The organism is Pedobacter jamesrossensis, from assembly GCF_042650905.1.
GTDB classification, from domain to species: domain Bacteria; phylum Bacteroidota; class Bacteroidia; order Sphingobacteriales; family Sphingobacteriaceae; genus Pedobacter; species Pedobacter jamesrossensis.
Genome location: NZ_JBHSBY010000143.1, coordinates 1 through 23,738, shown reverse-complemented (window position 1 = coordinate 23,738; position 23,738 = coordinate 1). Strand labels below are relative to the sequence as shown.

The 23,738-nt window shown below is 34.9% G+C and carries 23 protein-coding genes; 7 read left to right on the top strand and 16 right to left on the bottom strand.

Translation table 11 applies throughout. From position 1 onward, the window contains the following. Window positions 1-11 precede the first annotated feature (11 nt). From rhaM to ACFOUY_RS18935, 3 genes are read left to right on the top strand one after another with little or no spacing between them, the layout of a single operon-like run. Window positions 12-326 (top strand): L-rhamnose mutarotase, encoded by a 315-nt coding sequence (gene rhaM / locus ACFOUY_RS18945; protein WP_378962836.1) that lies wholly within the window; start codon window positions 12-14, stop codon window positions 324-326. A gap of 51 nt (window positions 327-377) precedes the next feature. Continuing rightward, a complete protein-coding gene (locus ACFOUY_RS18940) occupies window positions 378-1,340 on the top strand; it encodes a glycoside hydrolase family 43 protein (RefSeq protein WP_378962835.1) in 963 nt (320 codons plus the stop codon). 27 nt (window positions 1,341-1,367) lie between these two features. Then, complete coding sequence (locus ACFOUY_RS18935) at window positions 1,368-2,708, top strand: glycoside hydrolase family 27 protein (RefSeq protein WP_378962833.1); 1,341 nt, start codon at window positions 1,368-1,370, stop codon at window positions 2,706-2,708. 102 nt (window positions 2,709-2,810) lie between these two features. Here the strand turns inward: ACFOUY_RS18935 and ACFOUY_RS18930 are convergent, their stop codons facing one another. From ACFOUY_RS18930 to ACFOUY_RS18920, 3 genes are all read right to left on the bottom strand, one after another. Continuing rightward, a complete protein-coding gene (locus tag ACFOUY_RS18930; RefSeq protein ID WP_378962832.1) occupies window positions 2,811-3,860 on the bottom strand; it encodes an endonuclease/exonuclease/phosphatase family protein in 1,050 nt (349 codons plus the stop codon). A gap of 24 nt (window positions 3,861-3,884) precedes the next feature. Then, window positions 3,885-4,982 carry an AI-2E family transporter gene (locus ACFOUY_RS18925; protein WP_378962831.1) on the bottom strand — a complete coding sequence of 366 codons (1,098 nt, stop codon included), beginning with the start codon at window positions 4,980-4,982 and terminating at the stop codon, window positions 3,885-3,887. A 646-nt stretch (window positions 4,983-5,628) separates the two neighbouring features. Continuing rightward, window positions 5,629-5,829, bottom strand: coding sequence for a YtxH domain-containing protein (locus ACFOUY_RS18920; RefSeq protein WP_378962830.1), 201 nt, complete (start codon window positions 5,827-5,829; stop codon window positions 5,629-5,631). A 205-nt stretch (window positions 5,830-6,034) separates the two neighbouring features. Between ACFOUY_RS18920 and ACFOUY_RS18915 the strand changes: the two genes are divergently transcribed. Together ACFOUY_RS18915 and ACFOUY_RS18910 are read left to right on the top strand one after the other, a co-directional pair. Then, window positions 6,035-7,360, top strand: coding sequence for a paraquat-inducible protein A (locus ACFOUY_RS18915; protein WP_378962829.1), 1,326 nt, complete (start codon window positions 6,035-6,037; stop codon window positions 7,358-7,360). A 37-nt stretch (window positions 7,361-7,397) separates the two neighbouring features. After that, window positions 7,398-8,723 (top strand): paraquat-inducible protein A, encoded by a 1,326-nt coding sequence (locus tag ACFOUY_RS18910; RefSeq protein ID WP_378962828.1) that lies wholly within the window; start codon window positions 7,398-7,400, stop codon window positions 8,721-8,723. 57 nt (window positions 8,724-8,780) lie between these two features. Here the strand turns inward: ACFOUY_RS18910 and ACFOUY_RS18905 are convergent, their stop codons facing one another. Further along, the gene (locus tag ACFOUY_RS18905; RefSeq protein ID WP_378962827.1) at window positions 8,781-10,646 is read right to left on the bottom strand and encodes a TonB-dependent receptor plug domain-containing protein; all 1,866 of its coding nucleotides are present in this window, start codon (window positions 10,644-10,646) and stop codon (window positions 8,781-8,783) included. Between the two features lie 523 nt (window positions 10,647-11,169). On the opposite strand from ACFOUY_RS18905, the gene ACFOUY_RS18900 reads away from it, so the two are divergent. Next, window positions 11,170-12,144 (top strand): Gfo/Idh/MocA family protein, encoded by a 975-nt coding sequence (locus ACFOUY_RS18900; protein WP_378962826.1) that lies wholly within the window; start codon window positions 11,170-11,172, stop codon window positions 12,142-12,144. 33 nt (window positions 12,145-12,177) lie between these two features. Here ACFOUY_RS18900 and ACFOUY_RS18895 read toward each other — a convergent pair whose 3' ends face one another. The 12 genes from ACFOUY_RS18895 to ACFOUY_RS18840 form a co-directional block, all read right to left on the bottom strand. Beyond that, window positions 12,178-12,990 (bottom strand): MOSC domain-containing protein, encoded by an 813-nt coding sequence (locus tag ACFOUY_RS18895; RefSeq protein ID WP_378962825.1) that lies wholly within the window; start codon window positions 12,988-12,990, stop codon window positions 12,178-12,180. A gap of 81 nt (window positions 12,991-13,071) precedes the next feature. After that, complete coding sequence (gene moaCB, locus ACFOUY_RS18890) at window positions 13,072-13,980, bottom strand: bifunctional molybdenum cofactor biosynthesis protein MoaC/MoaB (RefSeq protein ID WP_378962824.1); 909 nt, start codon at window positions 13,978-13,980, stop codon at window positions 13,072-13,074. A gap of 1 nt (window position 13,981) precedes the next feature. Next, window positions 13,982-14,425 carry a molybdenum cofactor biosynthesis protein MoaE gene (locus ACFOUY_RS18885; RefSeq protein ID WP_378962823.1) on the bottom strand — a complete coding sequence of 148 codons (444 nt, stop codon included), beginning with the start codon at window positions 14,423-14,425 and terminating at the stop codon, window positions 13,982-13,984. Window position 14,426: 1 nt separating this feature from the next. Next, a complete protein-coding gene (locus tag ACFOUY_RS18880) occupies window positions 14,427-15,524 on the bottom strand; it encodes a ThiF family adenylyltransferase (protein ID WP_378962822.1) in 1,098 nt (365 codons plus the stop codon). A gap of 137 nt (window positions 15,525-15,661) precedes the next feature. After that, window positions 15,662-15,895: a MoaD/ThiS family protein gene (locus ACFOUY_RS18875; RefSeq protein WP_378962821.1), complete on the bottom strand. Its 234-nt coding sequence runs from the start codon at window positions 15,893-15,895 to the stop codon at window positions 15,662-15,664. 11 nt (window positions 15,896-15,906) lie between these two features. Further along, window positions 15,907-16,650: a sulfite exporter TauE/SafE family protein gene (locus ACFOUY_RS18870; protein ID WP_378962820.1), complete on the bottom strand. Its 744-nt coding sequence runs from the start codon at window positions 16,648-16,650 to the stop codon at window positions 15,907-15,909. Continuing rightward, entirely contained in the window at window positions 16,651-17,829 is a 1,179-nt protein-coding gene (locus tag ACFOUY_RS18865) for a molybdopterin molybdotransferase MoeA (RefSeq protein ID WP_378962819.1), read from the bottom strand. Window positions 17,830-17,835: 6 nt separating this feature from the next. Next, window positions 17,836-18,816: a GTP 3',8-cyclase MoaA gene (gene moaA, locus ACFOUY_RS18860; protein WP_378962818.1), complete on the bottom strand. Its 981-nt coding sequence runs from the start codon at window positions 18,814-18,816 to the stop codon at window positions 17,836-17,838. Next, entirely contained in the window at window positions 18,813-19,403 is a 591-nt protein-coding gene (locus ACFOUY_RS18855; protein ID WP_378962817.1) for a nucleotidyltransferase family protein, read from the bottom strand. Before ACFOUY_RS18855 ends, moaA begins: the two co-directional genes overlap by 4 nt. 10 nt (window positions 19,404-19,413) lie before the next feature. Then, a complete protein-coding gene (locus ACFOUY_RS18850) occupies window positions 19,414-20,517 on the bottom strand; it encodes an XdhC family protein (RefSeq protein ID WP_378962816.1) in 1,104 nt (367 codons plus the stop codon). A 234-nt stretch (window positions 20,518-20,751) separates the two neighbouring features. Continuing rightward, window positions 20,752-21,570: an alpha/beta fold hydrolase gene (locus ACFOUY_RS18845; protein ID WP_378962815.1), complete on the bottom strand. Its 819-nt coding sequence runs from the start codon at window positions 21,568-21,570 to the stop codon at window positions 20,752-20,754. A gap of 407 nt (window positions 21,571-21,977) precedes the next feature. Beyond that, window positions 21,978-22,760, bottom strand: a complete 783-nt coding sequence (locus ACFOUY_RS18840; protein ID WP_378962814.1) for an HAD-IIA family hydrolase — start codon at window positions 22,758-22,760, stop codon at window positions 21,978-21,980. Between the two features lie 186 nt (window positions 22,761-22,946). Here ACFOUY_RS18840 and ACFOUY_RS18835 point away from each other — a divergent pair, with 186 nt between their 5' ends. Next, a complete protein-coding gene (locus tag ACFOUY_RS18835; RefSeq protein WP_378962813.1) occupies window positions 22,947-23,645 on the top strand; it encodes a metallophosphoesterase family protein in 699 nt (232 codons plus the stop codon). Window positions 23,646-23,738 lie beyond the last annotated feature (93 nt).

Below are 23,738 nucleotides of genomic sequence, written 5' to 3'. Positions count from 1 at the left end.
GGAATTCGATTATGTATAGAATAGCAACAAAAATGAAGTTATTACCACGTTTTGAAACTGAATATAAGAAAAGGCACGACGAAATATGGCCGGAATTAGCTGCATTACTAAGTGAAAATAGCATTGTAGATTATTCTATATTTTTTGATGAAACAACTAACGATTTATTCGCAACATTAAAAGTTTTAAATCCAACATTGTTAGATAAACTTCCAGAACAACCAATTATGCAACGCTGGTGGGCTTACATGAAAGATATAATGGAAACAAATCCAGATAATTCTCCTGTATCAATTCCATTGAAAGAAGTTTTTTATCTGGCATAACTTAATCCATTTTAAGATATTAGATGTTCTTTAGACGTAAATCTTTAAGAAATGAAAACTTTTTTATTATCAGCATTGCTTGTAATTTCTTTTTTTAGTGGATTTACACAAATAAATCTACAAACAGAACCTGCTCATTTTACCGCTAAGGGAAATCCCATTATTACGAATAAATACACAGCAGACCCGGCTGCATTTGTAGAAGGCGATAAACTTTGGCTATTCGCGGGTCACGATTTTGAAGGTGGACAGAAAAACTATAAAATGAAAGATTGGTTGGTTTATTCAACCAGCGATTTAAAGAACTGGACTGAATATCCGGTTTCTATGAAAATAACAGATTTTAAATGGGCAAAAAGTGGTGATGCCTTTGCCGGGCAAGCCATTAAACGTAACGGAAAATATTATTGGTATATCAGTACAAACTGGTCGGGTATTGGAGTAGGCATTGCAGACAAACCAGAAGGACCATATTTAGATGCATTAGGTAAGCCACTTCTTACAAATAAAGATTGTTTTGATTCAAAGCATAGCTGGGCCTGCATAGATCCATCTGTTTTTATTGATAACGATGGTCAGGCTTATATTTTCTGGGGAAACCGGGAATGCTATTACGCAAAGCTGAAAGAAAATATGATTGAAATTGATGGGGAAGTAAAACGTATTAATTTTGATGGTTTAGATTATACGGAAGCACCATGGATTCATAAAAGAAATAATCTCTATTACCTATCTTACGTAACAGGATTTCCCGAAAAAATAGCTTATGCAACAAGTAAAAGCCCAAATGGACCATGGGTTTATAAGGGCGTTTTGAATGAAATTGCCGGGAATAGCAATACCAATCATCAGGCAATTTTAGAGTTTAAAGGCGAGTGGTATTTTATTTATCATAATGGTGGCATTCAAACCGATGGTGGCAGTTATAGCCGCTCGATATGCATTGATAAGCTGTTTTATAATAAAGATGGTACGATAAAAAGAATCGTTATGACTTCTGAAGGTGTAAATTAAAACTAGGTGATAAAAATATTAAATCAAATGAAAAAAAATATAATTATATGCGTAGCTTTTTTATTGATTGTTTTAGCCAAAACTGCAACTGCGCAAAAAGACTTTCATAGTTGGGCATTAACGCCCCCAATGGGTTGGAATAGCTGGGATTGTTATGGCTCATCGGTAACAGAAGCAGAAGTAAAGCTTAACGCCGATTATATGGCGAAAGAGCTCAAAAAATCAGGCTGGGAATATATTGTGGTCGATATTAGGTGGTTTGTAGAAAACGATAAGGCTGGTGGTTACAACCAAACCGACCCAAGATATGTAATGGATGAATACGGAAGATATTTACCGGCCTTAAACCGTTTTCCTTCTGCGGCAAACGGAAAGGGTTTTAAAGCTTTGGCAGATTATATTCACAGCAAAGGACTAAAATTTGGGATTCATATAATGCGTGGTGTACCTAAACAAGCGGTAGAAAAAAAACTCCCAATAAAGGGAACAAATATTACCGCCGACCAGATTTACACAACCGATTTGCAATGCAAATGGTTGAAAGACAATTATACAGTTTTAGCCGATAAACCTGGTGCGCAGGAATATTATGATTCAATATTAGAACTTTATGCCTCATGGGGAGTCGATTTTATTAAGGTTGATGATTTGTCAAGACCTTATCATCAGGGAGAAATTGAATTAATTAGAAAGGCAATAGATAAAACAGGCAGACCAATTGTTTTAAGTACATCGCCAGGTGAAACACCTATTGAGAATGCAAAACATGTAGAAAGCCATGCAAATATGTGGCGTATGGTGGATGACGTTTGGGATACTTGGCCGCACATTACGCATTTAATGAAAGTTGCCGAGCAGTGGTATCCTTACATTAAACCCGGAAGCTGGCCAGATTGCGATATGATTCCACTTGGCAGGATTTCGATAAGAGGAGAGCGTGGAGGCGACCGCCAAAGTCGGTTAACACAACAGGAACAATATGTATTGATGACTTTCTTTACAATTTTCAAATCACCCTTAATGTTTGGTGGCGATATGCCAAGTTTAGATCCATTTACCAAATCGCTATTAACCAATAAAGAGGTTTTAAAAATGAGTAAAGATGGAACTGATGTTAAGCTAATTTATAGTGAAAATGGTAAGGTTGCCATTACCTCAAAAAATATAAAAACAGGAGAACGTTATCTCGCACTTTTCAATATTTCTGATGATAAAGAATCTAAAAATTTAAAGGTTTCGCTTAAAGATTTAGGCGTCAAAAATTGTAAGGCAAGCAATTTGTGGACGGGTAAGTTTGCAGGAGATTTTGATAATGAAATTACTGCTAATTTGGCTCCACACAGTAGTTTGCTTTATATATTGAAATAATATTAACTTAAAAGATGTTTTTTTAATAGACCTATGCACTTTCCGTGTACAGTGGTTTAGTTTCTAACTGTTTTAGTGATTAGCTTATTCAAGTAATTCTAATCATTTAACTTTACTTAGTTTTTCTTCTGCAAGTTCGTAATCAACTTCAGTAGCTTTTGGAGGCTCGTTAAAAGTTTCCGCTTTTGGGTTGTATTGAAGTTCAACACACATTGGGAAATGGTCAGAACCACAACTTGGTAAACGTTTTATTCCGCTAAGTGTAAAATCGGTAGAGCAAAAAATGTGATCTAACGGAAACCTTAGAAAGAAATATTTTGCATTAAAGCTGTTAAAAAAACCTCTTCCCCGTCTTGGATCAAGCAGACCGCTGACTTTACCAAATAGCTCGGTTGTATAGCTCCATGCCACATCATTTAAATCGCCCATCACAATAACCGGGTAAGAAGAAGTTTTTGCCTTTTCAGCAATCATAAGTATTTCCATATCACGTTCTGTAGAACGTGGATTTTCTTGAGGCACCGGTGGTTGTGGATGTAGGCAAAACAGCTTAATTTTTTGACCAGACGGTAAAATTACAAAGGTTTCTATCGATGGAATATCATCTTCTACAAGAAATTTAACCGTTCCTTCATTTAATTTAAGCCGAGAGTATAGCAACATACCATAGGTATTTTCTAAAGGTACTTTAAGTTGATATGGATATTGATTGCCTATTGAATCCATCTGCTCTTGCCACCATTTATTGGTTTCTACCATCAAAATTACATCGGGATTGCACTCCTTAATTAATTTGTGATAATCTCCTGATTTTCTATTGTCTTGATACACATTCGCAATTAAAACCTTGAGATTGTCAAGTTCATGTGGTTTTTTACTACTGATAATTTGCTTTTTTCCAAAGATGGTAAATGGGAAAATCAAATAAGTTAGATAGGATAGATTTAGGAGAAGAGCCAGGGCAATAGCAAACTCTGCATTTGTTGATGGAAAGTAGAAAACTAAGACGACTAATAGTACAACAGCGTTTAATACCAATTTTTGTAGCCTTGGATATTCGAATATGCGAAATATCCAGAAATCATGTCTAATGAAAGGTATAAGTGTAGATAAAACGATTAATATTGAAAAGTAGAATAGAAAATTGTGCATGGATGGCTAGTTATTCGGGCATTATTAAAGTTTCTTGGTACTTACAGTTTTTCTTCTACGTAACCTTTTTAGCTGCCCCATGTGTTCAGTAGGTACAGTGTCTCCAAGTAGTTTTCCCCATGGCTTAAGCCCTTCAATGCGATCGAATATTATCTTCAACACAGCAATAAAAGGAATAGAGAGGAACATACCCGGAATGCCCCATAACGCTGCACCTAATAATACGATAACAATGGAAATCAAAGCGTTTATCTGAACTTTTGAAGATACAATTCTTGGAACCAAAATGTTATTATCGATAAATTGTATTAGCGCATAAGCCGCAACAATTAAAAGTTGGGTGGTGTAGCCATCGCTTGTTAAGGTAGCCATAAGCACTGGAAGAGCAATGGCAATTATACCACCAATATACGGTAGCAAATTTAATATCGCACCAATAACCCCAATTAATATGGCATTTTGAACACCAAGAATTAATAGTGCACAAGAGTTCATTACTGCAACTATAGAGGTTTCTATTAATAAACCTATGATGTAACTCTGAATTGCTGCCTTTGTTTCTGAAAGAATTTCGCCAACTTTTTGCTGATTTTCTTCTGAAAATACTTCGTAAAGGAAATTAAGAATAAGTGTTTTATAAAGTAGAATTAGGAAAGTATAAACCGGTATTAAAAAAACAACACTTAATACACCAAGAATTCCGCTTAGAGTTTGACCAATCATTGCCTTACTGCTATTGGCTGCATCGTTAAGCATTTCCACTTGTTTTTTATTAGTAATGCCGAAAGTATGTTCCAGCCATTGTTGTAGGGTATGAAGGAGTTCTGTAAACTTCTGCTTCATCGCATCCAGATTATCAAAGAAATGAGCAATTTGAGAGGAAAGAAAATACATTAGTGCTAATAATACAATAATGGCAATAACCATTGAAAGTAGAATAGCAAGAACTTTTGGCATTTTCCGCTGAAGCCGATTTGTGAGCGGGTTAAGCAAGATTGCAATCAAGGCTGCAAAGGCAAGCGGAACCAGAATATCTCTTAGTACACTTAGTATAAAAACTGTAATTACAATGCCCAATAAGACGATTGGAGCTTTAATGTAGAATGGGAAGTTCTTTGTCATGTTTACAAATTAGCGTATTCTTAACAAGGAATTGTTATAAATGTTCTGCTTAGATAAATATAAATAAAATTTAAATTTAGAAATGGGGGTGGATCAGAATAACAATTACAGAAATTTTAAGGCAATTAAGATTTGGCGATGTCGCCATGCTACTATTGATGTTATATACGACTTATGTTTTAAACCATCTGAGGCATATAAGAAAATCTAAGCCGCCATGGTCTTGCATTTCTAAATGGTTGGTTTTTATTACCATCACGTCGTCATGCTCAGCTTGGCTGGCATCGTAATGCTTAAGCAGGCATATATCGTTTTCTTTCTATCGCTTTAGGATTCCCATTTCATGGGAATGACGCATGGTGTGTAGTCATGCTGCTATTTGCGTTACGTAATGCTCAACTTGAATTGGGAATCTAAATGCTTTAAGTGGGCGTTTATTTTGTTTTCTTTTATCGTTTTAGGGTTCCCGTTTTCACGGGAATGACGTATGGTGTGTCGTCATGCTGCTATTTGCGTTACGTAATGCTCAACTTGAATTGGGCAATACTTAATCAGGCATTTATATCGTTTTTTTTCCCTTATTTCATTTTTAAATAAATAACATTTTTTCTGCTTCGGTGAAATCGACAGTGTTTGCCGACTTTATTCATTCAGAAAATCTTTCCTCCGCCGTGGCTGCTCTGTTTTTTATATCCTGTCCAAACGCTTTTGCTTTATCAATCCATTCCGGAGCCTGATCAGATAAATCATCAACTATGGATTTTCCAGTTATTACATCTTTTTTGGTAATATATTTAACTGCGGCATAAACTGCTGCACCTAAGATTGCTGTTTTTAATAGTCCCATTTTATTTTTATTTAATATTTAAACAATATGTATGTGTAAAGGTTTTTATAAATAGCACAACAATTTTGTTTTAACGGCACATAATTTAATTGAGCCAGAGAGAATTTGGCTAACAGCCTCATTTGTTCTTTATAGGAATAAATCTTCCAAACAATTTTTTAAATTTTAAGTTATATCTCGGTTCCACTTTTTAATTAAAACTGATTTGACAGCTGACCAAACAAATGCACACGTTGAAGGATTTAACGTTTCCAAATTAATTTTGATACTTGGCCTTGGCTTACTTTTATGCTGCGAAGGATATTTCGGCTACCAATTGTTTAGCCTTTCTAAGCGGCAGGAGCAGATAAAAAGAGATTATTCGGTGATGAATAACATTACTCTGGGGCTGTTTTCTGTAGACCAATGGCGTGATAATGTTGCAGGAATTGTGAATCATCAGGTTCGGAATTTCAAGCTGACACCCAAGCAAAAAAAAGAACTTCAAAAAGAGGTTGAGCAAATAATATTGGCGCTTATTAATAAAGCAGAGTCGATGGTTAATAAACCACAAAAGTCTCTTGGCGGAAAAATTAAAAAATTTGCAGTTAATACATTTGTCAACACTGACAAAATAAAAGCCCAGGTTCCTGCTTTTGCTAAATCAATAATTACTAAAGTAGACAACCCGACCAATAAAAAACAGCTAAGTGTCTTAGCGATGAAGGAATTTTCTGCAATGGAAAAAAGCGATGCGCTTGATAGTACACTTACCGCGAATGATTCGTTAACAACCAGTATGTATGCTAAATACAAAGTTTCAACACCAGAAGATTTTAATAATAAGCTAGATAAATCTTTGGCAAGCATACGTACCACTACATATAATTATTCCTTTGGGATGCTGGCTTGCATTGTTATTGTATTAAGCTTATGGTGGATTTTCAGAAAAAAAGTAGCCTTGCATACCGTTCTGTTTGTAATGTCGCTCCTGTTTGCATTGATCCTTCTTGCAGTAGGTTTAGCAGCCTCTATGATAGAAGTTGATGCTCGCATCAGTTCACTAAGTTTTGTTCTTTTGGGTGAGCATGTTGTTTTCAAAGATCAAGTTTTATTTTTCGAAAGCAAAAGTATCTTGGGCGTAGTGGAGGTTCTAATAAAGCAACCAGCAATCAATTCTATACTGGTAGGTGTGTTAATTCTGCTTTTTAGCATAGTTTTCCCAATAATGAAACTAACATCAACCGGAATTCATTTATTAGGGAAGAAGAAACTAGCCGAAAATAAGGTAGTTAAATACTTTGCCTTTCAATCGGGCAAGTGGAGTATGGCCGACGTGATTGTTATTGCAATACTGATGACTTATATCGGTTTAAATGGTTTATTGGAAGAGCAGCTAAAAACACTGGATATCAAAAGCGAGGCGCTAACCGTTTTGACAACCAACAATACGGCTCTGCAACCTGGTTATATCATTTTCATCAGTTTTGTTTTATATGGACTTGTGCTTTCCACTATACTGAAGTTCATTACTCCGTATGATTCGCACTAAATTTTAAGGTTAATTAACTCACTAATTCATTATAACATTGGCAACTCCAGTAAAAAATACTCCGACAGGCAAATTCGGATTTCCACATATATTGCTAATTCTTGGTTTAAGCATTTTGCTTTGCGGTGAAGCCTATTTTGGTTACCAGCTACATTCGCTGTCAAAAAAACAAGAGAGAATTAAAGAAGATTACAGCGTAGCAAATAATATCACCTTTGGTATTTTTTCTGTAGACCAGTGGAGAGATAGGATAGAAGCAGTAGTAAAGCGTCAGGTTACAGATTTTAAAATGACAGACAAACAGAAAAAGGAGTTACAAGCTACAGTTACCAAGCAGCTACGGGGGTTGGTAAGTGAAACAGTAAAAGAAATTAATAAACCGCAGAAAAGCTTGGGGGGTAAATTAAAAAAGTTTGCTTTTAATCAGTTTGTTGATGTTGATAAAATACAAGCTCAGGTTCCTGCCTTTGCTAAAACAATTATTACAACAGTTAACAGCCCATCAAGTCAAAAAAGACTTAAAAATATCGCTTCCAGTAAATTTAATCAATTGGTTAAACAGACTTATGATAGTACTAAAATTGCCAATGAAACAGTAACCAGTCTTATCCATCGTAAATATGGCGTATCAGGTACTACGGAGTTTGATACAAAGATAAACGGTCAACTTAATTCGATTAGGAATGTAACATATAATTATGCCTATGCAATGCTTGCTTGTGTTGGATTTGCTATTATCCTGTGGTGGTTAATGAGGAAAAAGGTAAAGCTTCATTCTACACTTTTTATTTTTTCTATTTTCTTTGCCGTTGTCTTGTTAGTCGTTGGCATAACGGCCTCTATTATTGAAGTAGATGCCCGTATACAAACTCTTGATTTTAAGTTGCTTGGTGAAACAATCACATTTAAAAACCAAGAGTTGTTTTTTCAAAGCAAGAGCATACTTGGGATAATTGGCGCCTTACTAGAACAGAAAAAGCCTGATGCGATTGTTGTAGGCGCATTGATTTTACTATTTGTAGTTGTTTTGCCGATATTGAGACTTATTGCAAAAGGAATTCATGTTTTAACTACTGATAAATACGCTGAAAATAAAGTGGTTAAATATTTAACATTTGAACTTGGGAAGTGGGATATGTCTGATGTGATGGTGGTTGGCATTTTTATGACGTTTATGGGTTTAAATGGTATTTTGGATAGTCAACTATCCGGACTGAATATGAAAACAGATGTATTACAGACTGTTGCAGTTAACAATAGTTCACTGCAACCAGGCTTCATTATATTTGTTGGTTATGTTGTTTTCGAGTTTATATTATCTTATTTATTAAAGCGGCTTAACCCTGGTAGCCAGATTGTTTAAGTGCGAATTCTGGTAGTAATTTTTAATATTATTACTTATTACAACATAATGTTAAAACTATAAACTAACAAATTTTACACCAAGGCTTAGCCATCGAGAAGGTAGTGGAATGGCTCCAATTTCATAATATTTACTGTCGAAAATATTTTGCGCATCCATGTATATTGTAAACTTATTTATTGATTCGCTTATTCTGAAATCATTTATCCAATAAGGAGAACCTACAATTCTTTGATTATAGCGTGTGGCCAGCAATACTGAAAAATTTTTGTACTTAAAATCAACTGTATTAGTTACCTGGTGTTTCAGGGAAGATAACTGGTATTTAGTGGCAAGTCCTTGCTCCATATTCGTAAATCTAGAATTTAAATAGGAATAAGCCAGATTAAAATTAAATTTTGCATTATCATTAACACTTAAGCTGTAATTTGAGCGTAAGTTTATTCCTCGGGTGGTCATTGAACCAATATTATTTGCTTCCCACGGATCGGTAGCAATTGTCTTTGTATAATCTATAAACTTATCTATCTTTCTATAGAAAAAACTAGAGTTGAAAGTTAGATTATTACGCGTTAATTTTAATCCCAATTCACTTTGAAAAGCATTTTCGGGTTGTACGTCTGGGTTTCCTATATTTCCAGGTCTCTGATTAAGATACAAATCTGTGAACGAAGGTATTCTTTGGCTTGTTCCAATATTACCAGTCAATTTTAAATAATCTGTAACTGCATAACTAGCATCAATTCCGGGATAAACTTGCCACTTGTAAGATGAATTATAATTTAAGTAAGCACCTGCATTAACATTTAAGTTTTTTAACAAGTTAGTTCGGTATTGTGTGTAGAATCCAAAATTTTCTCTACGATGCTGGCCAATATTCGATGAATTAATGTCTTCACTTCTAATTTCGCTACCAAAGCCTAATTCTCCATTATTTAATTTATAAGAGCTGGTAACCTCTGCTGCCAGCGAGTTAGTAGAGTGTTTACTTACGCCGGCATTTGGGTTAACATTGCCAAAATATCTGTAATCATCAAAGTTATATCTGTAGCTTAATCTTGGTAAAAGTGTCCATCTATTAGATAAATTATGCCTTGACTGGATGGATGCGAGTGTTGTTTGTACGCTTTCAGTCGAATTTTTGTCGCCAGGAGCTGCATAAAAGCCATTGGCTCCAAATTCATTTTTGGTATAACCCAATAATGCTATAATTTCATTTGAATCATTTATTTGGATATTTCCCTGATAAAGGAATTTTGTATTTTCAAACTGTGTATTAAAGCGATAGCCATTACTTTTATCGTGCGAACCAAAAAGAGCATGTTGATTTTTTTCCTTGCTTATTGCTGCACCTATTTGAATGCCTCCACTGTAAAAAGTCTTACCTGTACTTTCGGTATCTTTTTCAAAGTTGGAGCCACCATGGGCATCTACCAATATACCCGATTTTGTTGGTCTTTTGGTTATAATATTAATAGCTCCGGTTAAGCTGTTAATGCCGTATATTCTGGCGGCAGGTCCGCGTACTACTTCAATTCTTTCTATAGCTTCTACAGGAATTGGAAGATTTAACATATTATGAGCAGTTTGCCCATCAATTATTTTGGTACCATTTAAAAGCACAACTGTTTGTTCAAAGCTTCCTCCATCAATACTAACATCGGCCTGCCCACCAAAAGGGCCTCTTTGCCTTAAATCTACACCATTCGCATATTGCAGTAATTCCTGAATGGTACGCCCGGGTAATTTAGCAATCATTGCCTTGTCAATTACATATACATTTCGGTTCTGTTTAGAGATTGGGGTGTTAAATCCATTTTCGTTAATCACAACTTCATTGATGGTAATAACCGTGTCTTGCTTCTGTTGCGCATGTACGTTTGCGCCTAAAAACATTATAATAGCAAAGTATAATTTTTTCAATTTGAAATTTTTTCCAAAAGTATATATAAGTTGTCAAATTGATGAGCTGATATGCGCTTATTTAGCCATATTGAATGTTTTGATGATAAAGTTTTTATTGAAGAAGTAATTTAACCACAATTTTTATTGCTTCTATAAAGTTTACTTTCTACAAATTAGAAACGACTTTGATTGTGGTAATTTAATATAAATTTTAACTCTAATTAATGTTGGTTAATCATATTTGTGAGGATTAAATAAAATGGAGCAGCTTAAAAATCATTATTATTTTAAGGGTGAGGAGAATTTAAAATCAGAATCTAATTTTTTGACTGATAATGAATTCGTTATAGAGTTGGCTAAACCTACAGAATCCTTTGATTATCTTATTCGATGCCAAAATAACTTTAAACATGCAATCTGTATGTCTGCATTTATACAACCACTAAAATAGAAAAGGGGAAATCAAATATTTTAAGTTTGAACTACAAAGGCTATATTTAGGCAATAAATGTAGTTAACGCTGCATTAACATCATTTTACTATGCAAGAAATTAAATGGGGCATTATAGGTTGCGGCGATGTAACGGAAGTTAAGAGTGGACCTGCTTTTAATAAAGTCCCTAACTCTAAACTTGTAGCTGTTATGAGGCGAGATGCATTAAAGGCAGCTGATTATGCTAAAAGACATCAGGTTTCAAAATGGTATAGTGATGCATCCGAATTGATTAATGACCCAGAGGTGAATGCCATATACATTGCTACGCCACCTTTGCAGCATGAAGCATACACAATTCAGGCCTTAGCCGCCGGAAAACCTGCATATGTAGAAAAACCAATGACGTTAAATGCTGATGCAGCACGGCGAATGCTGAAAGCTTCTCATCAATATGGTGTTAAACTTACTGTTGCACACTATCGTAGGGCACAGCCGATGTTTCTAAAAATTAAGGATTTACTGGAAGAAAAAAGAATTGGAGACGTTAGCTTTATACAATTGAAGATGTTGCAGCCTTCAAATTCTAATGTCATAGCAAATTCAACGGAAGATTGGAGAATAAATCCAGCTATTTCTGGAGGTGGCTTATTTCATGATTTGGCTCCTCATCAATTAGATTTAATGAGCTATTTTTTTGGTGAAATAAAAAAATCCACTGGTTTTGCAGTAAAACAGCAATTGGACACACCGGTAGATGATTTGGTATGTGGACAAATACTGTTTGAAAATGGAATTATATTTAATGGTACCTGGTGTTTTACCGTAAATGCTGCGGAACAAACAGATCTTTGCGAAATTTATGGTTCTAAAGGGAAAATTAGTTTTCCAATGTTTGGTAATAAAGTTACTCTTACACTTGATGGCCAAGCACACGAATATGTTTATGAACCATTACAACACGTAGAGCAGCCTATGATTGAAGAAGTTGTTAACTATTTTTTGAATAATGGAGAAAATCCATGTAGTGGGGAAGAAGCCCTTATCACGATGGAATTATTAGATGCTTTTACAAAAAAATAATCTGTTCCAAACTTAAAGTACTTTCAATCATTTCTATCTCCATTCTTTAATTTTTAACTCTTCACCAATACGAATAATTCCAAAACCTTTATGAATAAGGTTTTGTCCGAATAATACCTTCTTCTCTTTAGTGCGGTAACTTGCAAGTGTTTTTAAAGGTTCATGTCCTTTAATGCCAGTTTGTTGATCAATAGTTATGAGTACGCACCTTGCACAAGGTTTTACTGCAGAGAATGCGATGTTTCCTAAGTTAAATTGGCTAAAACTATCTTCTATATGTGCTGTGCCGCCAGTGAAAACAAAATTTGGACGAAATCTATTCATTTCTATCGGATCTGCTAATTTTTCATTAAGACCATCTAAAGAAGATTGACCTATTATTAAACATGGATAACCATCGGCAAAACTTACAATTTCGTTATCCAAAGCATACCTTTCATCAACAAGTCTTTTTTCTTCTGACGACATTTTTACCAATTTGACTTTCATTTTCATGTAGTCAGAAAACCAGTCACTTACTTTCTTACTTACTTCAAAGCCATTTGAAATATCATCCCAGATTGTTACAGCTATGCTTTCGCCAATGCTTTCTTCCAAAGAAAAAGATACTTTTTGCTCCTTATTTTTCTTGAAGGTTACGGTTAACTCATTATCTTTCAGGCTTACCTCAAGTAGTGCCAATTCGAAATGTTTTCTTTGTGTTATGAAGGTACCTTGTTCATCAATAAGCATCCACCGTCTATCATACTGAAGCCCTCTTTCTTCAATTTTTGCCTCCTTAAGACTTATGCCTCCAAGTGATTTTATTGGGTATATGTTTATTTCTGATAGATAAAATTTATTCATACTTTAAAGATAAAAAAGGCAACGTAAACAACTTATGAAAATCTTTTGATTCTTGATTGAAACAATTATTGTAACAGTTAATTAATGCTTTTGCCCTTTGTTTACATTAAAAAGGTGTAATATTTGAGGGAACAAAGCATCCATGCTTTCTTCAACTCCATTTTTTGAACCAGGGAAGGTAATTACTAATGTTTCACCAATAAAGCCAGCAATACCTCTTGATAGCATTGCATAAGGCATTCTTTCCTGTCCGTATCTTCTGGCTGTTTCCATTATTCCGTCAATTTCACGATCTAAAAGTGGTAAAATTGCTTCCGGTGTAACGTCTCTTGGCGATAGGCCTGTTCCTCCAATAAATATAACTAACTGATAATCAATGCAACAAAGTTCTTTGGCCACTTTTTGTATAGCTTCAATTTCATCAGGAACGACTTGATACTTTAAAGTTTCGATGCCTAATTGTTCTAACCTTGAAATTGCTAGTTTCCCAGAATGGTCTTCAGTTTTATTTCCGAAAACCGAATCAGAGCATACCACAACGGCGGCTTTTAGCTCAGGAAATTTTTTATGCTTTAAATCAGATTTTCCTCCCGATTTTTCCAGAAGTTTTATATTCTTAATTTCTATTCCTTTATCAATAGGTTTAAGCATATCGTACATGGTTAAAGCCGTTACAGATGCGCCATGCATGGCCTCAACTTCTACGCCGGTTTTATAAATTGTATGTACTTCAACCATTATAATAATTTCTAAACCGTTAACTTCAAAGCTTATAGATGTGAATTCTATTGGCAGTGGATGACAATCAGGGATTACGTCGCTTGTTTTTTTAACGCCAAATAAACCTGCAGCTCTGGCAAATTCAAAAACATCGCCTTTGGGTACTTTTCTTTGTACAACGGCATCTATTGTTTCCTGTTTAGAAACACTTAACGTAGCGGTTGCAATTGCTTTTCTTAAAGTATTTGTTTTTTTAGTGATGTTTACCATATTAAATATTTTCTTTCCACTGATATGAATTATCAGCAAATATTTCTTTTCCCCAAATAGGAAGTTCTGTTTTTATTCGCTCAACAAGTTCATTGCAAGCATCAATTGCAGGTTTTCTATGTTTTGATGAGGTGAAAACAAAAAGGCAGATCTCTCCAACATTTATTTTTCCTAAACTATGATGCACATGCATACAACTGAGCGGGTATTTACTGAAAATATCTTCTCTAATTTCGTGCATTTTGGTTAATGCTAACTCTTCAAAAGCAGTATATTCTATTGCTGAAACAAATTTGCCTTCGATTTCATCTTTTCTAATTTGCCCAAGAAATATGCTATGGCCACCAATATCGGTTTTAGAATTGTGGTTAGCAATGCTTTTGGCAATAAATACCGGATCTATTGCGCCATTTATAAATATGTTTTTAATTTTCTTTTCGCTCATACTAGGTTGTTAGAAAATGATTTCTCCATTTTGAAATGCCGCCTTTTAAACTGTATATTTTTTTAGATTCGCCATATTTTTGATGCAACAACTCGGCTGCTGCAATACTTCTAATGCCATGCTGGCAAAGCAAAATAATAGTACGCTGGCTAATGTTTGATTGAATGAAATCATCAAACTCCGACATTGGAGCTTGTTTATATATATTGGTATTAAGTTTTGGGAATTCATGCCTTTCGCGAACATCAACAATTAAAGTTGAATCATGCTCGCTAAGTTTCGTCATTTCCTCTACATCAATTTCTAAATAACCATTATTATGTATTTTGTAATCTTTTTTCATTAAATCAATTTCACTTTTTATTGGTTTATAAGCACTAGAAGGGCTTATGTTTATTTGGTATTGCCCCTGGTTGAGCATATTGTAATGAAGTAGTTTATTTGATAAAGTTTCTCCAATTCCTGTGATCAATTTAATAATTTCTCCTGCCGCCATTGTACCAATTATACCCGGAATAACACCGATAATACCATTTTCTGCACAGTTTGGAATTTCTTTTGCTTCTGGCTGAATCGGAAACAAATCACGATAGTTTGTGATAATTCCTTTTTTATCCAAAACATTAAATACCGCTAATTGACCTTCGAATCCTGAAACTGCTGCAAATACTAATGGCTTTTTGAGTAGGACACAGGCGTCATTTATTAAATATCTAGATTCAAAATTATCAGTTCCGTCGAAAATTATATCATAGTTTTTTAAGGTTTGGAGGATGTTTTTTTTATTAATTGCAGTAGGATGGAGGACAAGTTCGACCTCAGGGTTCATGTGTTGGAGTTGTTTTGCTGCTGCATTTACTTTTAATTCTCCTAAATCTGCTAATCCGTATAAAACTTGTCTTTGCAAATTCGATAGCTCTACAATATCATGGTCGGCAATACCAATAGAACCAACACCGGCAGCAACTAAATATTGCAATGCCGGACAGCCAAGTCCACCTGCGCCAATAACCAAAACTTTTGCCCGATTTAAGCGTTGCTGTGCTTCTTCGCCAAATCCTGCTAAAATTATTTGCCTCTGATATCGCTCTCTATTCATATTAGTTAGTTGAAACTATGCATTTTATTGCAAGACTTTCTTTTTTAAAAACTTTATTTATGTCGTCATTGACGAGTTTTTTATGAAGAATTCATTCTTTCTTCAAATCTATGCTCTTAAGCGCATGTGAAGTTATTTTATCCTCCTGAAAATGGTGGCATAATGGCAATTGTATCTTTATCTCTAATTTCTGTATTATCCTGAACCAGATTTTTGTTTAAAGCTAGTTTGTATTTCATTGTGGTCAAACTAGGGAATGATTTTTCCAGATATAATTTTAGTCCATCTGTATTAACTATATCTTGAATATCAATCTTCTGATTGCTGATGAATTCTGAAACTTTTCCAAAACTTATGATTTCGATTTCCATATGATTAAACCTTATGCATGAGTAAATAATAATTTGTAGGCTGCTAAAGCCAGTACGCAAGCCAGTACGTTTTTTAACACAGTTTGCGGAAACTTTAGTGCACCAAAATAAGCACCGCAAATTCCCCCAATAAAAGCAATTCCTACGTAAGCAAGCATGTGGCTGTTGAACTCAAAGCCTTTTACAAGTTGTCCGCCTAAACCTGCAACAGAATTTACAAAAATAAAAGCTGCACTAATCGCAGCGGTTTGTTTTTGGTCGGTCCATTTTAATAGTAATAAAACAGGAGAGAGGATAATACCGCCGCCTATTCCAATCATACCTGAAAGGAAACCGATAACGCCACCAATAAGCAAAGAAAGCGGAATGTTAGTTGGTTTAAAATCCCTTGGGTCGGTATTATTAAAGAAGAAAAACCTGATAACCGGGATGAGCAGTAAGGCCCCTAAAATTTTCTTATAAATGGAACTTTCTATCGCCATTGTACCCCCAACAAATGAAAGTGGTATTGATGTCAGTGCAAAAGGCCAGAAAATTTTCCATTTAAAATGACCTCCTCTGTAAAACTGAATAAATGATGTAGATGAAACAAATAGGTTTAAAAGCAGAGCCGTTGGCTTCATAATGGTTGGCGATATCGCAAATATTGCCATAAGTGCTAAGTAGCCACTTGCCCCTCCATGACCAACTGAAGCATATAAGAAGGCCACTATAAAAAGCAGACAATAAAAGAGTATAAAGCTTTCTTGCATCATCTAATTTGGTAATAATAAAACTTTTACAGCCCCGCCTGCATTAAAAATTTCTTGCTCTTCATTTAAACAAATTAGACAGTTTGCCTGTGCAAAAGAACTTAATCGATAAGATTCTTGGGCATTAAGTGGGGTTGCTTTGCCGTTAGCAAATTGTCCTTTTAAAAAGTGAGTTAAACCAGTAGGTTTTTTATAATTGTGTGTTAGTTCTGCGTTTACCTCAACTACACTGTTTTCTTTGTTCGATAACATTTTCAGTGCTGGAAGTACATAGTTGTAATAACAACTTAATACTGATGATGGGTTTCCAGGCAAGCCAAAAACCAGTTGATTATTTTTTTTACCAAAGAAAAGTGGTTTGCCCGGTTTTTGTTTTACTTTATGAAATATTTGTTCTATCCCACAAGCATTTGCAGCTTTGGTTACGAAATCGTAATCGCCAACACTTACACCACCGTTGAGTAAAACCAGGTCGCTATTTTGCAAAGCAGATTCAATTACCTTTGTTAATGTTTCTAAATTATCTTCAGCAGTTAAAATTTCGATATTGTAAACGCCCTCTTTTTTCAATGCAGCTGATAATGAGTAAGAATTCGACTCGTAAACCTGTCCGAAATTTAATGCTAATCCTGGTTGCTGAAGTTCATTGCCTGTAATGATAATAGAAACCCTGGGCATTGGATAAACTTCAACCTCTGTTACGCCTATTCCAGCAAGAAAACCAATTGCCGCCGGACTAAGCAGCGCATCTTTTTCTATGGCTAATGCTCCAGATTTAATTTCAGAACCTTTTTCTCGAACATTTAAACCAACGCTAAGTTTCTCATCTCGAATGGTGATTTTATTATCTGTTTGTATAATTTTTTCTTGCATTACAACCGCATCAGCACCTTCAGGAAGAGGTGCTCCGGTAAAAATACGACTCGTTTGGCCTTTTTGTATTGTAATAGAATGTCCGGTTCCGGCAGCCATTTCACCAATCAGTTCTAGTTCTACTTCTTTATCATCAAACATAATCGCATAACCATCCATTGATGATTGTCGAAAAGCCGGAATATCGAAATTGGCATAAATATCTGCAGCCAAAGTATGTTCTGAAGCATCCTGTAGTTTTAATTTAACAGGGGCTAATGCAATTGTATGTTCTTTAATCAGCTTTTTTGCTTGCTCAACGCTTATCATGCCCGCTTATCCTCCAATTGTTATCATACTTCTGTTATTGATGGTGCTTGCATCGAGTTTTTCGAAATGAGTAAGCAATTGACCACCAAGTTCCTTTTTTTTGCTCCAAATGGATGATTTTATTAGTGGAAGAACATCTTCATTATTACGCAATGCGGTAAGTAAATCTGTTTCTCCATCAGAAAATAAACAGTTTTTTAACTTTCCATCAGCTGTTAAACGCATTCGATTACAAGTGCTGCAAAATGGAGCTGTCATTGTACTAATAATAGCAAAAGAACCCTCGTGACCAGGAATCATAAATCTTTTCGAAGTGTCGTTAGGTTCACCTTTAACTGGCAATACAGCGAAATCTTTTTCTACAACAGCTAAAATTTCATCAAGGGAAAACATTTTATTGCTGGTCCATTTATTACCACTAAAGGGCATAAATTCTATAAACCTGATTTGAATAGGATTGTGTTTAGTCCAATCGATGAAATCTTTTATTTCAGCATCGTTAAGCCCTTTCATCACCACCATATTAATTTTTACCTCAATTTTATTTTGAAGCAGCAATTCTATGTTACTACGAACCTGATGAAAAACATCTCTTCGGGTAATCAGGAAGAACTTTTCTGGTTGAAGCGTATCTAAACTTATGTTAATGGTTTTAATTCCTGCCTCAAGTAAAGCAGGTAGCATTTCAGCTATTCTAGTTCCGTTTGTGGTAATAACCAATTCTACAGGAAGTTTACCTAACGAAGAAATAATCTGACCTGCATCTTTACGTACAAGTGGTTCGCCACCTGTTAATCTGATTTTTTTAACACCCTGCTCTACAAAAAGTCTTGCAAGTTCTAAAATTTCGTTTGGCTGCATTAATCTAGATGCAGGCGTAAAGTCGTAATCTTCTTCCGGCATACAATAAAAGCAGCGGAAATTGCAATTATCTGTTAAAGATATTCGCAAATAATCATGTACTCTGCCGAAAGAATCTGTTATCATTTATTGTTTATTAAATTATTGTAATCGTTCCTTGTATCTACATCAATATAACCCTTTTCAAAAGGAATTGTTGTCATATCATCTTCGTTTTCAATCAGTATTTTTTTTGCTCCTGTTGTTCCACTCAAAGATAAAAGTTGTTCGAAATATTTTTTATTAAATAAGGTTGGTGTACCATTTGTTTTTTCATAACGACAAGCAATAATACCCTTACTTGTGTTATTATGTTTTTTAACAAGGGTTTGAAAAATTTCTGTACTTACAAAAACCTGGTCAGAAACGGTTATGATTACATTTTCAATATTTTTTTGTAAGCTTAATACAGTTGATAAACCCTTAGCTATACTAGATGCCATTCCACTTTGCCAATTTTTATTAAAGGTATAGCTGATGTTCGCATGCTTGTGTTCCATTCCTATTTCCTCTGCATAAGCCCCAAGAACAACAACAATAGGTTTAAACAAGGTTTTAATGGCCTCAAAACTAACTCTTTCTAAAAGTGTTTTCCCTTCATAGTGGAGTAGTTGTTTTGGGCTGCCTAATCTGCTGGAGTTTCCTGCTGCCAAAATTATGATGCCTGTACTCATTATCCATTTTTTAATTTGTAAAATGAATTGACTCTTTTTTTTCTCGAAGTTTTATAGCAGAACCTCCCGAAAAAACAGTTTTAATCTCTGCAATAATTGAAATGGCAATCTCTTCTGCCGTTTCAGCACCGATATCAAGTCCAATTGGTCCGTGAACCCTTTCCTCATTGATGGAATTATTTACACCCAATTCTTCGAGCATTTTAATCAGCTTTTTTTTAGGCCCCAAAGTACCTATATATGCTGCATTTGTATTGAGGAGGATATTTAAAAACTCTCGATCGTAATTGTAATTATGGGTCATTAAAACAAAAGCAGTTTGTTCGTCGATTTTTACTTTTGATAAAATTCCATCTGGTTTTGAAATTATAATTTGCTTTGCATTGGGAAACCTTTGTAGCGTACTGTGAGTTTGGCGACCATCTGCTATTACAACTTCCCAACCTAAAATATTTGCCATTTCGGCCAGTGGTTGCGCATCATTTCCAGCACCGGCAATAATTAATTGGATAGGCGGTGGAATAAATTCTAGAAAAGCTTCAACTTCTGTGTTATCAATTGAATAAGTTTCGAATTTTGATGTTTTAAGTTTTAAGGCATCAAATGCATCATTTTTTAACGCTCCGGAAATTTCTTCTGGAAGTTTATCTAAATAATCCTTTTCCCGAAATAACATTAGCGAACCAGGTTGGTTTTTGCTATTTAAAGAAAAAAGTGTAGCAATCACACAATTTTCTCTACGTTGATTTGCCGCCTGTAATAGTTCTATTGGATTTAAAATGTCGTTAGTTTTAATTGGCTCGAAAAGAATGTATACAATACCATTGCAACCAAGTTGAATACCAAATTTTGCATCATCTTCATCTGTCGTATCGTATGTAATCAATTTATTCTCCTGTTGATGGATTGCAGAAAGTGCTTTTCGCAAAGCACCTCCTTCCAAACATCCTCCACTTATTGCGCCAGTTAATTGCCCGTCTTCTGTAATAAGCATTCTTGCACCAGGCCTTCTGTAAGATGAACCTTCGACTTTAACCACAGTAGCAAGAGCCATCTTTTTGTGTTCTTTTGTTGCTTTTTGGTAAGCCTTGAGGATATCGGCAATTTCTTTCATAAAGGTAGGGATGTTAATAATGCAATTTAAGCATTAACATTTATATAAGGGCTTATTCGTAAATCGAGATTGGTAAGTTTTCGTTTTTTTACTTAAAATTTAAATTATAAATGGCAATATGGGATATTACGCCGTTATTTAGACTAATAATCTTTGTAGACTTTAAAAATTAGTTTCTTTTACAAAAAAAGATGAGCTATTTAAAAACTCATCTTTTTCGTTTTGTATTTAATTTTAAGATTTAATAAATGCTAAAATGTCTTTATTAATTGTTTCTGCTTCTGTTACAGGCATTCCATGTGGGAAACCAGGATAAGAAATTAGTTTTCCATTTTTAAGTAACGCAGCTGCTTTAGGAGCTTGTTTATAGGGTACAACCTGATCAGCTTCGCCATGCATTACGAGTACCGGAATTTCAACACTTTTAAGATCTTCGGTTAAATCAGTTTCTGAGAAAGCTTTTATTCCGTCATAATGAGCTTTAACAGACCCCATCATACCTTGGCGCCACCATTTGTATTTTACGCCTTCTGATGCAACAGCGCCATCCAGGTTGTAGCCATAAAATCCTGTTGGAAAATCCCAAAAATATTGTGCTCTGTTAAATCCAGTACCTAAACGAATTTCGTCGAAGACAGATAATGGAACGCCCTCTGGGTTGCTCTCATTCTGAATCATAATAGGGGTTATCGAACTAATTAAAACGGCCTTTGCAACTCTACCTTTACCATATTTTGCAACATAACGAATTGCCTCACCGCCGCCAGTTGAGTGACCGATGTGTATTGCATCTTTAAGATCTAATGCTGCTGTAAGTTCTGCAACATCAGCTGCATAAGTATCTATGTCATGCCCTTCAGATGTTTGGCTGGATCTGCCATGGCCACGACGATCATGTGCAATTACTCGGTAGCCCTGTTGTAAGAAGAACATCATTTGTGTATCCCAATCATCACCAGATAATGGCCATCCGTGGTGAAAAACAATTGGTTGCCCTGTTCCCCAATCTTTGTAATAAATTTCGGTTCCGTCTTTTACTTTAATAGTACTCATAGCTTTGAGATTTTAGTGATAAATTAATTATTGAAATTAAGTTTGCACGATGTAAAAGTGATGAATTAGTATTAATTATAAATTATCTAGCTTCATAACTTTGTCATCATATTCACTATGAATATTACAAGTTATGTGCCGTTGTTTAAGTATTTGTAAATCAGTTATTTGTTTTATTTTTATGGCGTTGTAACTTTCTATATATCGTTATTTTAAAGAAAAGTAACCTAAATTGGTTAATAACTCTGTTTATTATAATGGTAAAACTAATGTTTGAAAATAGGGTGACGATTTTAAATGCAACTTTTAATAAAATGCTGTGTCTTTTAATATGTTCTATCTGGCCGGATGCAAAACGGACGGGGCGGTGCTGGTGATTCTGACCGCCCTTTATTCTTTTTAATATCTTATTTTGAATCCCACCAGGTTAATGGGAACTTAATTTCATCAACAGAGCTTGATATCATATCGGGTTTGAAAGCATAATGGCCAAGCGTGTCTTTTGTAGAAATTCCTGAAAGAACCAATATTGTTTTATAACCCATTTGTACCCCTCCCTGAATATCAGTTTCCATGGTGTCGCCAATTACCGTTGTTTCGCTTGTTTCTAAACCAAGGAATTTTCTTGCAGAGCGCATCATTACCGGGCTAGGTTTGCCTGTTACAAAAGCTTTTCTGCCCGTTGCTTCTTCAATCATAGCCGTTGTTGCAGCTATACCTAAATTATTCCATCCAGGTTTTTTAGGCGATGGATCGCGATTAGTGGTAATGAATTTAGCACCTGCCAAAATCATGTCAACAGCTCTCTGAACCATTTCTAATGTGAAATTCCTGCCTTCTCCTAATACAACAAACTCCGGGTCTGTATTTACCAGTGTTATGCCATGAGCGTGGAGACTACTTAACAAACCACCTTCGCCAAGTACGTAAGCTGTTCCGTTAGGACTTTGGTCTGCAAGAAATTTTCCTGTAGCCATTGCACTTGTGTAAACATGGCTCTCTTCTACTTTTATTCCCAAACCTTTAAGCTTTCTAACAACCTCCAACGCCGTTCGCTGACTGTTATTAGTCATAAATGCGAAAGGTATATCTTCGTCTATAAGTTTCTTAATAAATTTATCAGCACCGAAGATTAATTCTTCACCACTGTAAATTACGCCATCCATATCTATTAATAAGCCTTGTTTCATATCTTTTTTGTCTATAATCAAAAATACTGTTTTTATATTGATGATGTTTATTTTAACAATTAGATAACGGTTATGAAACGATTTGTTATTGTTGATTTTGAGCGTCGATTTTAAGATTTAACTTCCTTTTAATATTGTAAAACTAATTTTGGTCGGCATCAATAATTCTGTCTGATTAAATTATACATGGAAAGAAGAACCGCATTAAGAAATATTGGAGGCTTATTTTTGCTTCCTTCTGTTAGTTTAGGCTTTATTGAAGAAAACCAAAAACCAGTTTTAAGAATAGCACATATTACAGATGTTCATTTGAAAAATGAGTTAGGTGCGCCAGCAAAATTTGCGAAATGCCTTCATCATGTTCAAGAGCAAAATCCTAAGGTTGATTTAGTATTAAATGGTGGAGACGTGGTTTTCGATATGAACAAAGAAAACATTTCGACGATAGATAAGCAATGGCAGTTATTAAATAATACGATGAAAGGCGAGTGTAGTTTGCCTGTTCGTTATTGTTTAGGTAATCATGATATCTGGTGGAACGAAGAGAGTAAAGCCGATACTTTCTATGGGAAAAAATATTCGATGGACAAGTTATCCTTAGCTAAACCTTATTACAGTTTTACGCAAAATGGCTGGAAATTTATTGTTTTAGATAGCGTACATCTTGATATTGACAACACTTGGTATATAGGTAAATTAGGTGATGAGCAATTTAACTGGCTTGAATCAGAACTTAAATCTACCAACCCTGAGATGCCCGTTTTAGTTATGTCGCACATACCGATATTAACAGCTTTGTTAATGATAGAAGATAATATTGTAAACAAATGGACAATGCTTGGCGGTGATATGCATACAGATACCTCGAAAATTAGAGGGCACTGAAAAAGTGGACTTAAAATAGTTTGTTTTTGCAAAGCGGATGAATGAGTTCTGAACTCTTCATCCGCTTTATTTTTTTTATGTCATTTGATATTT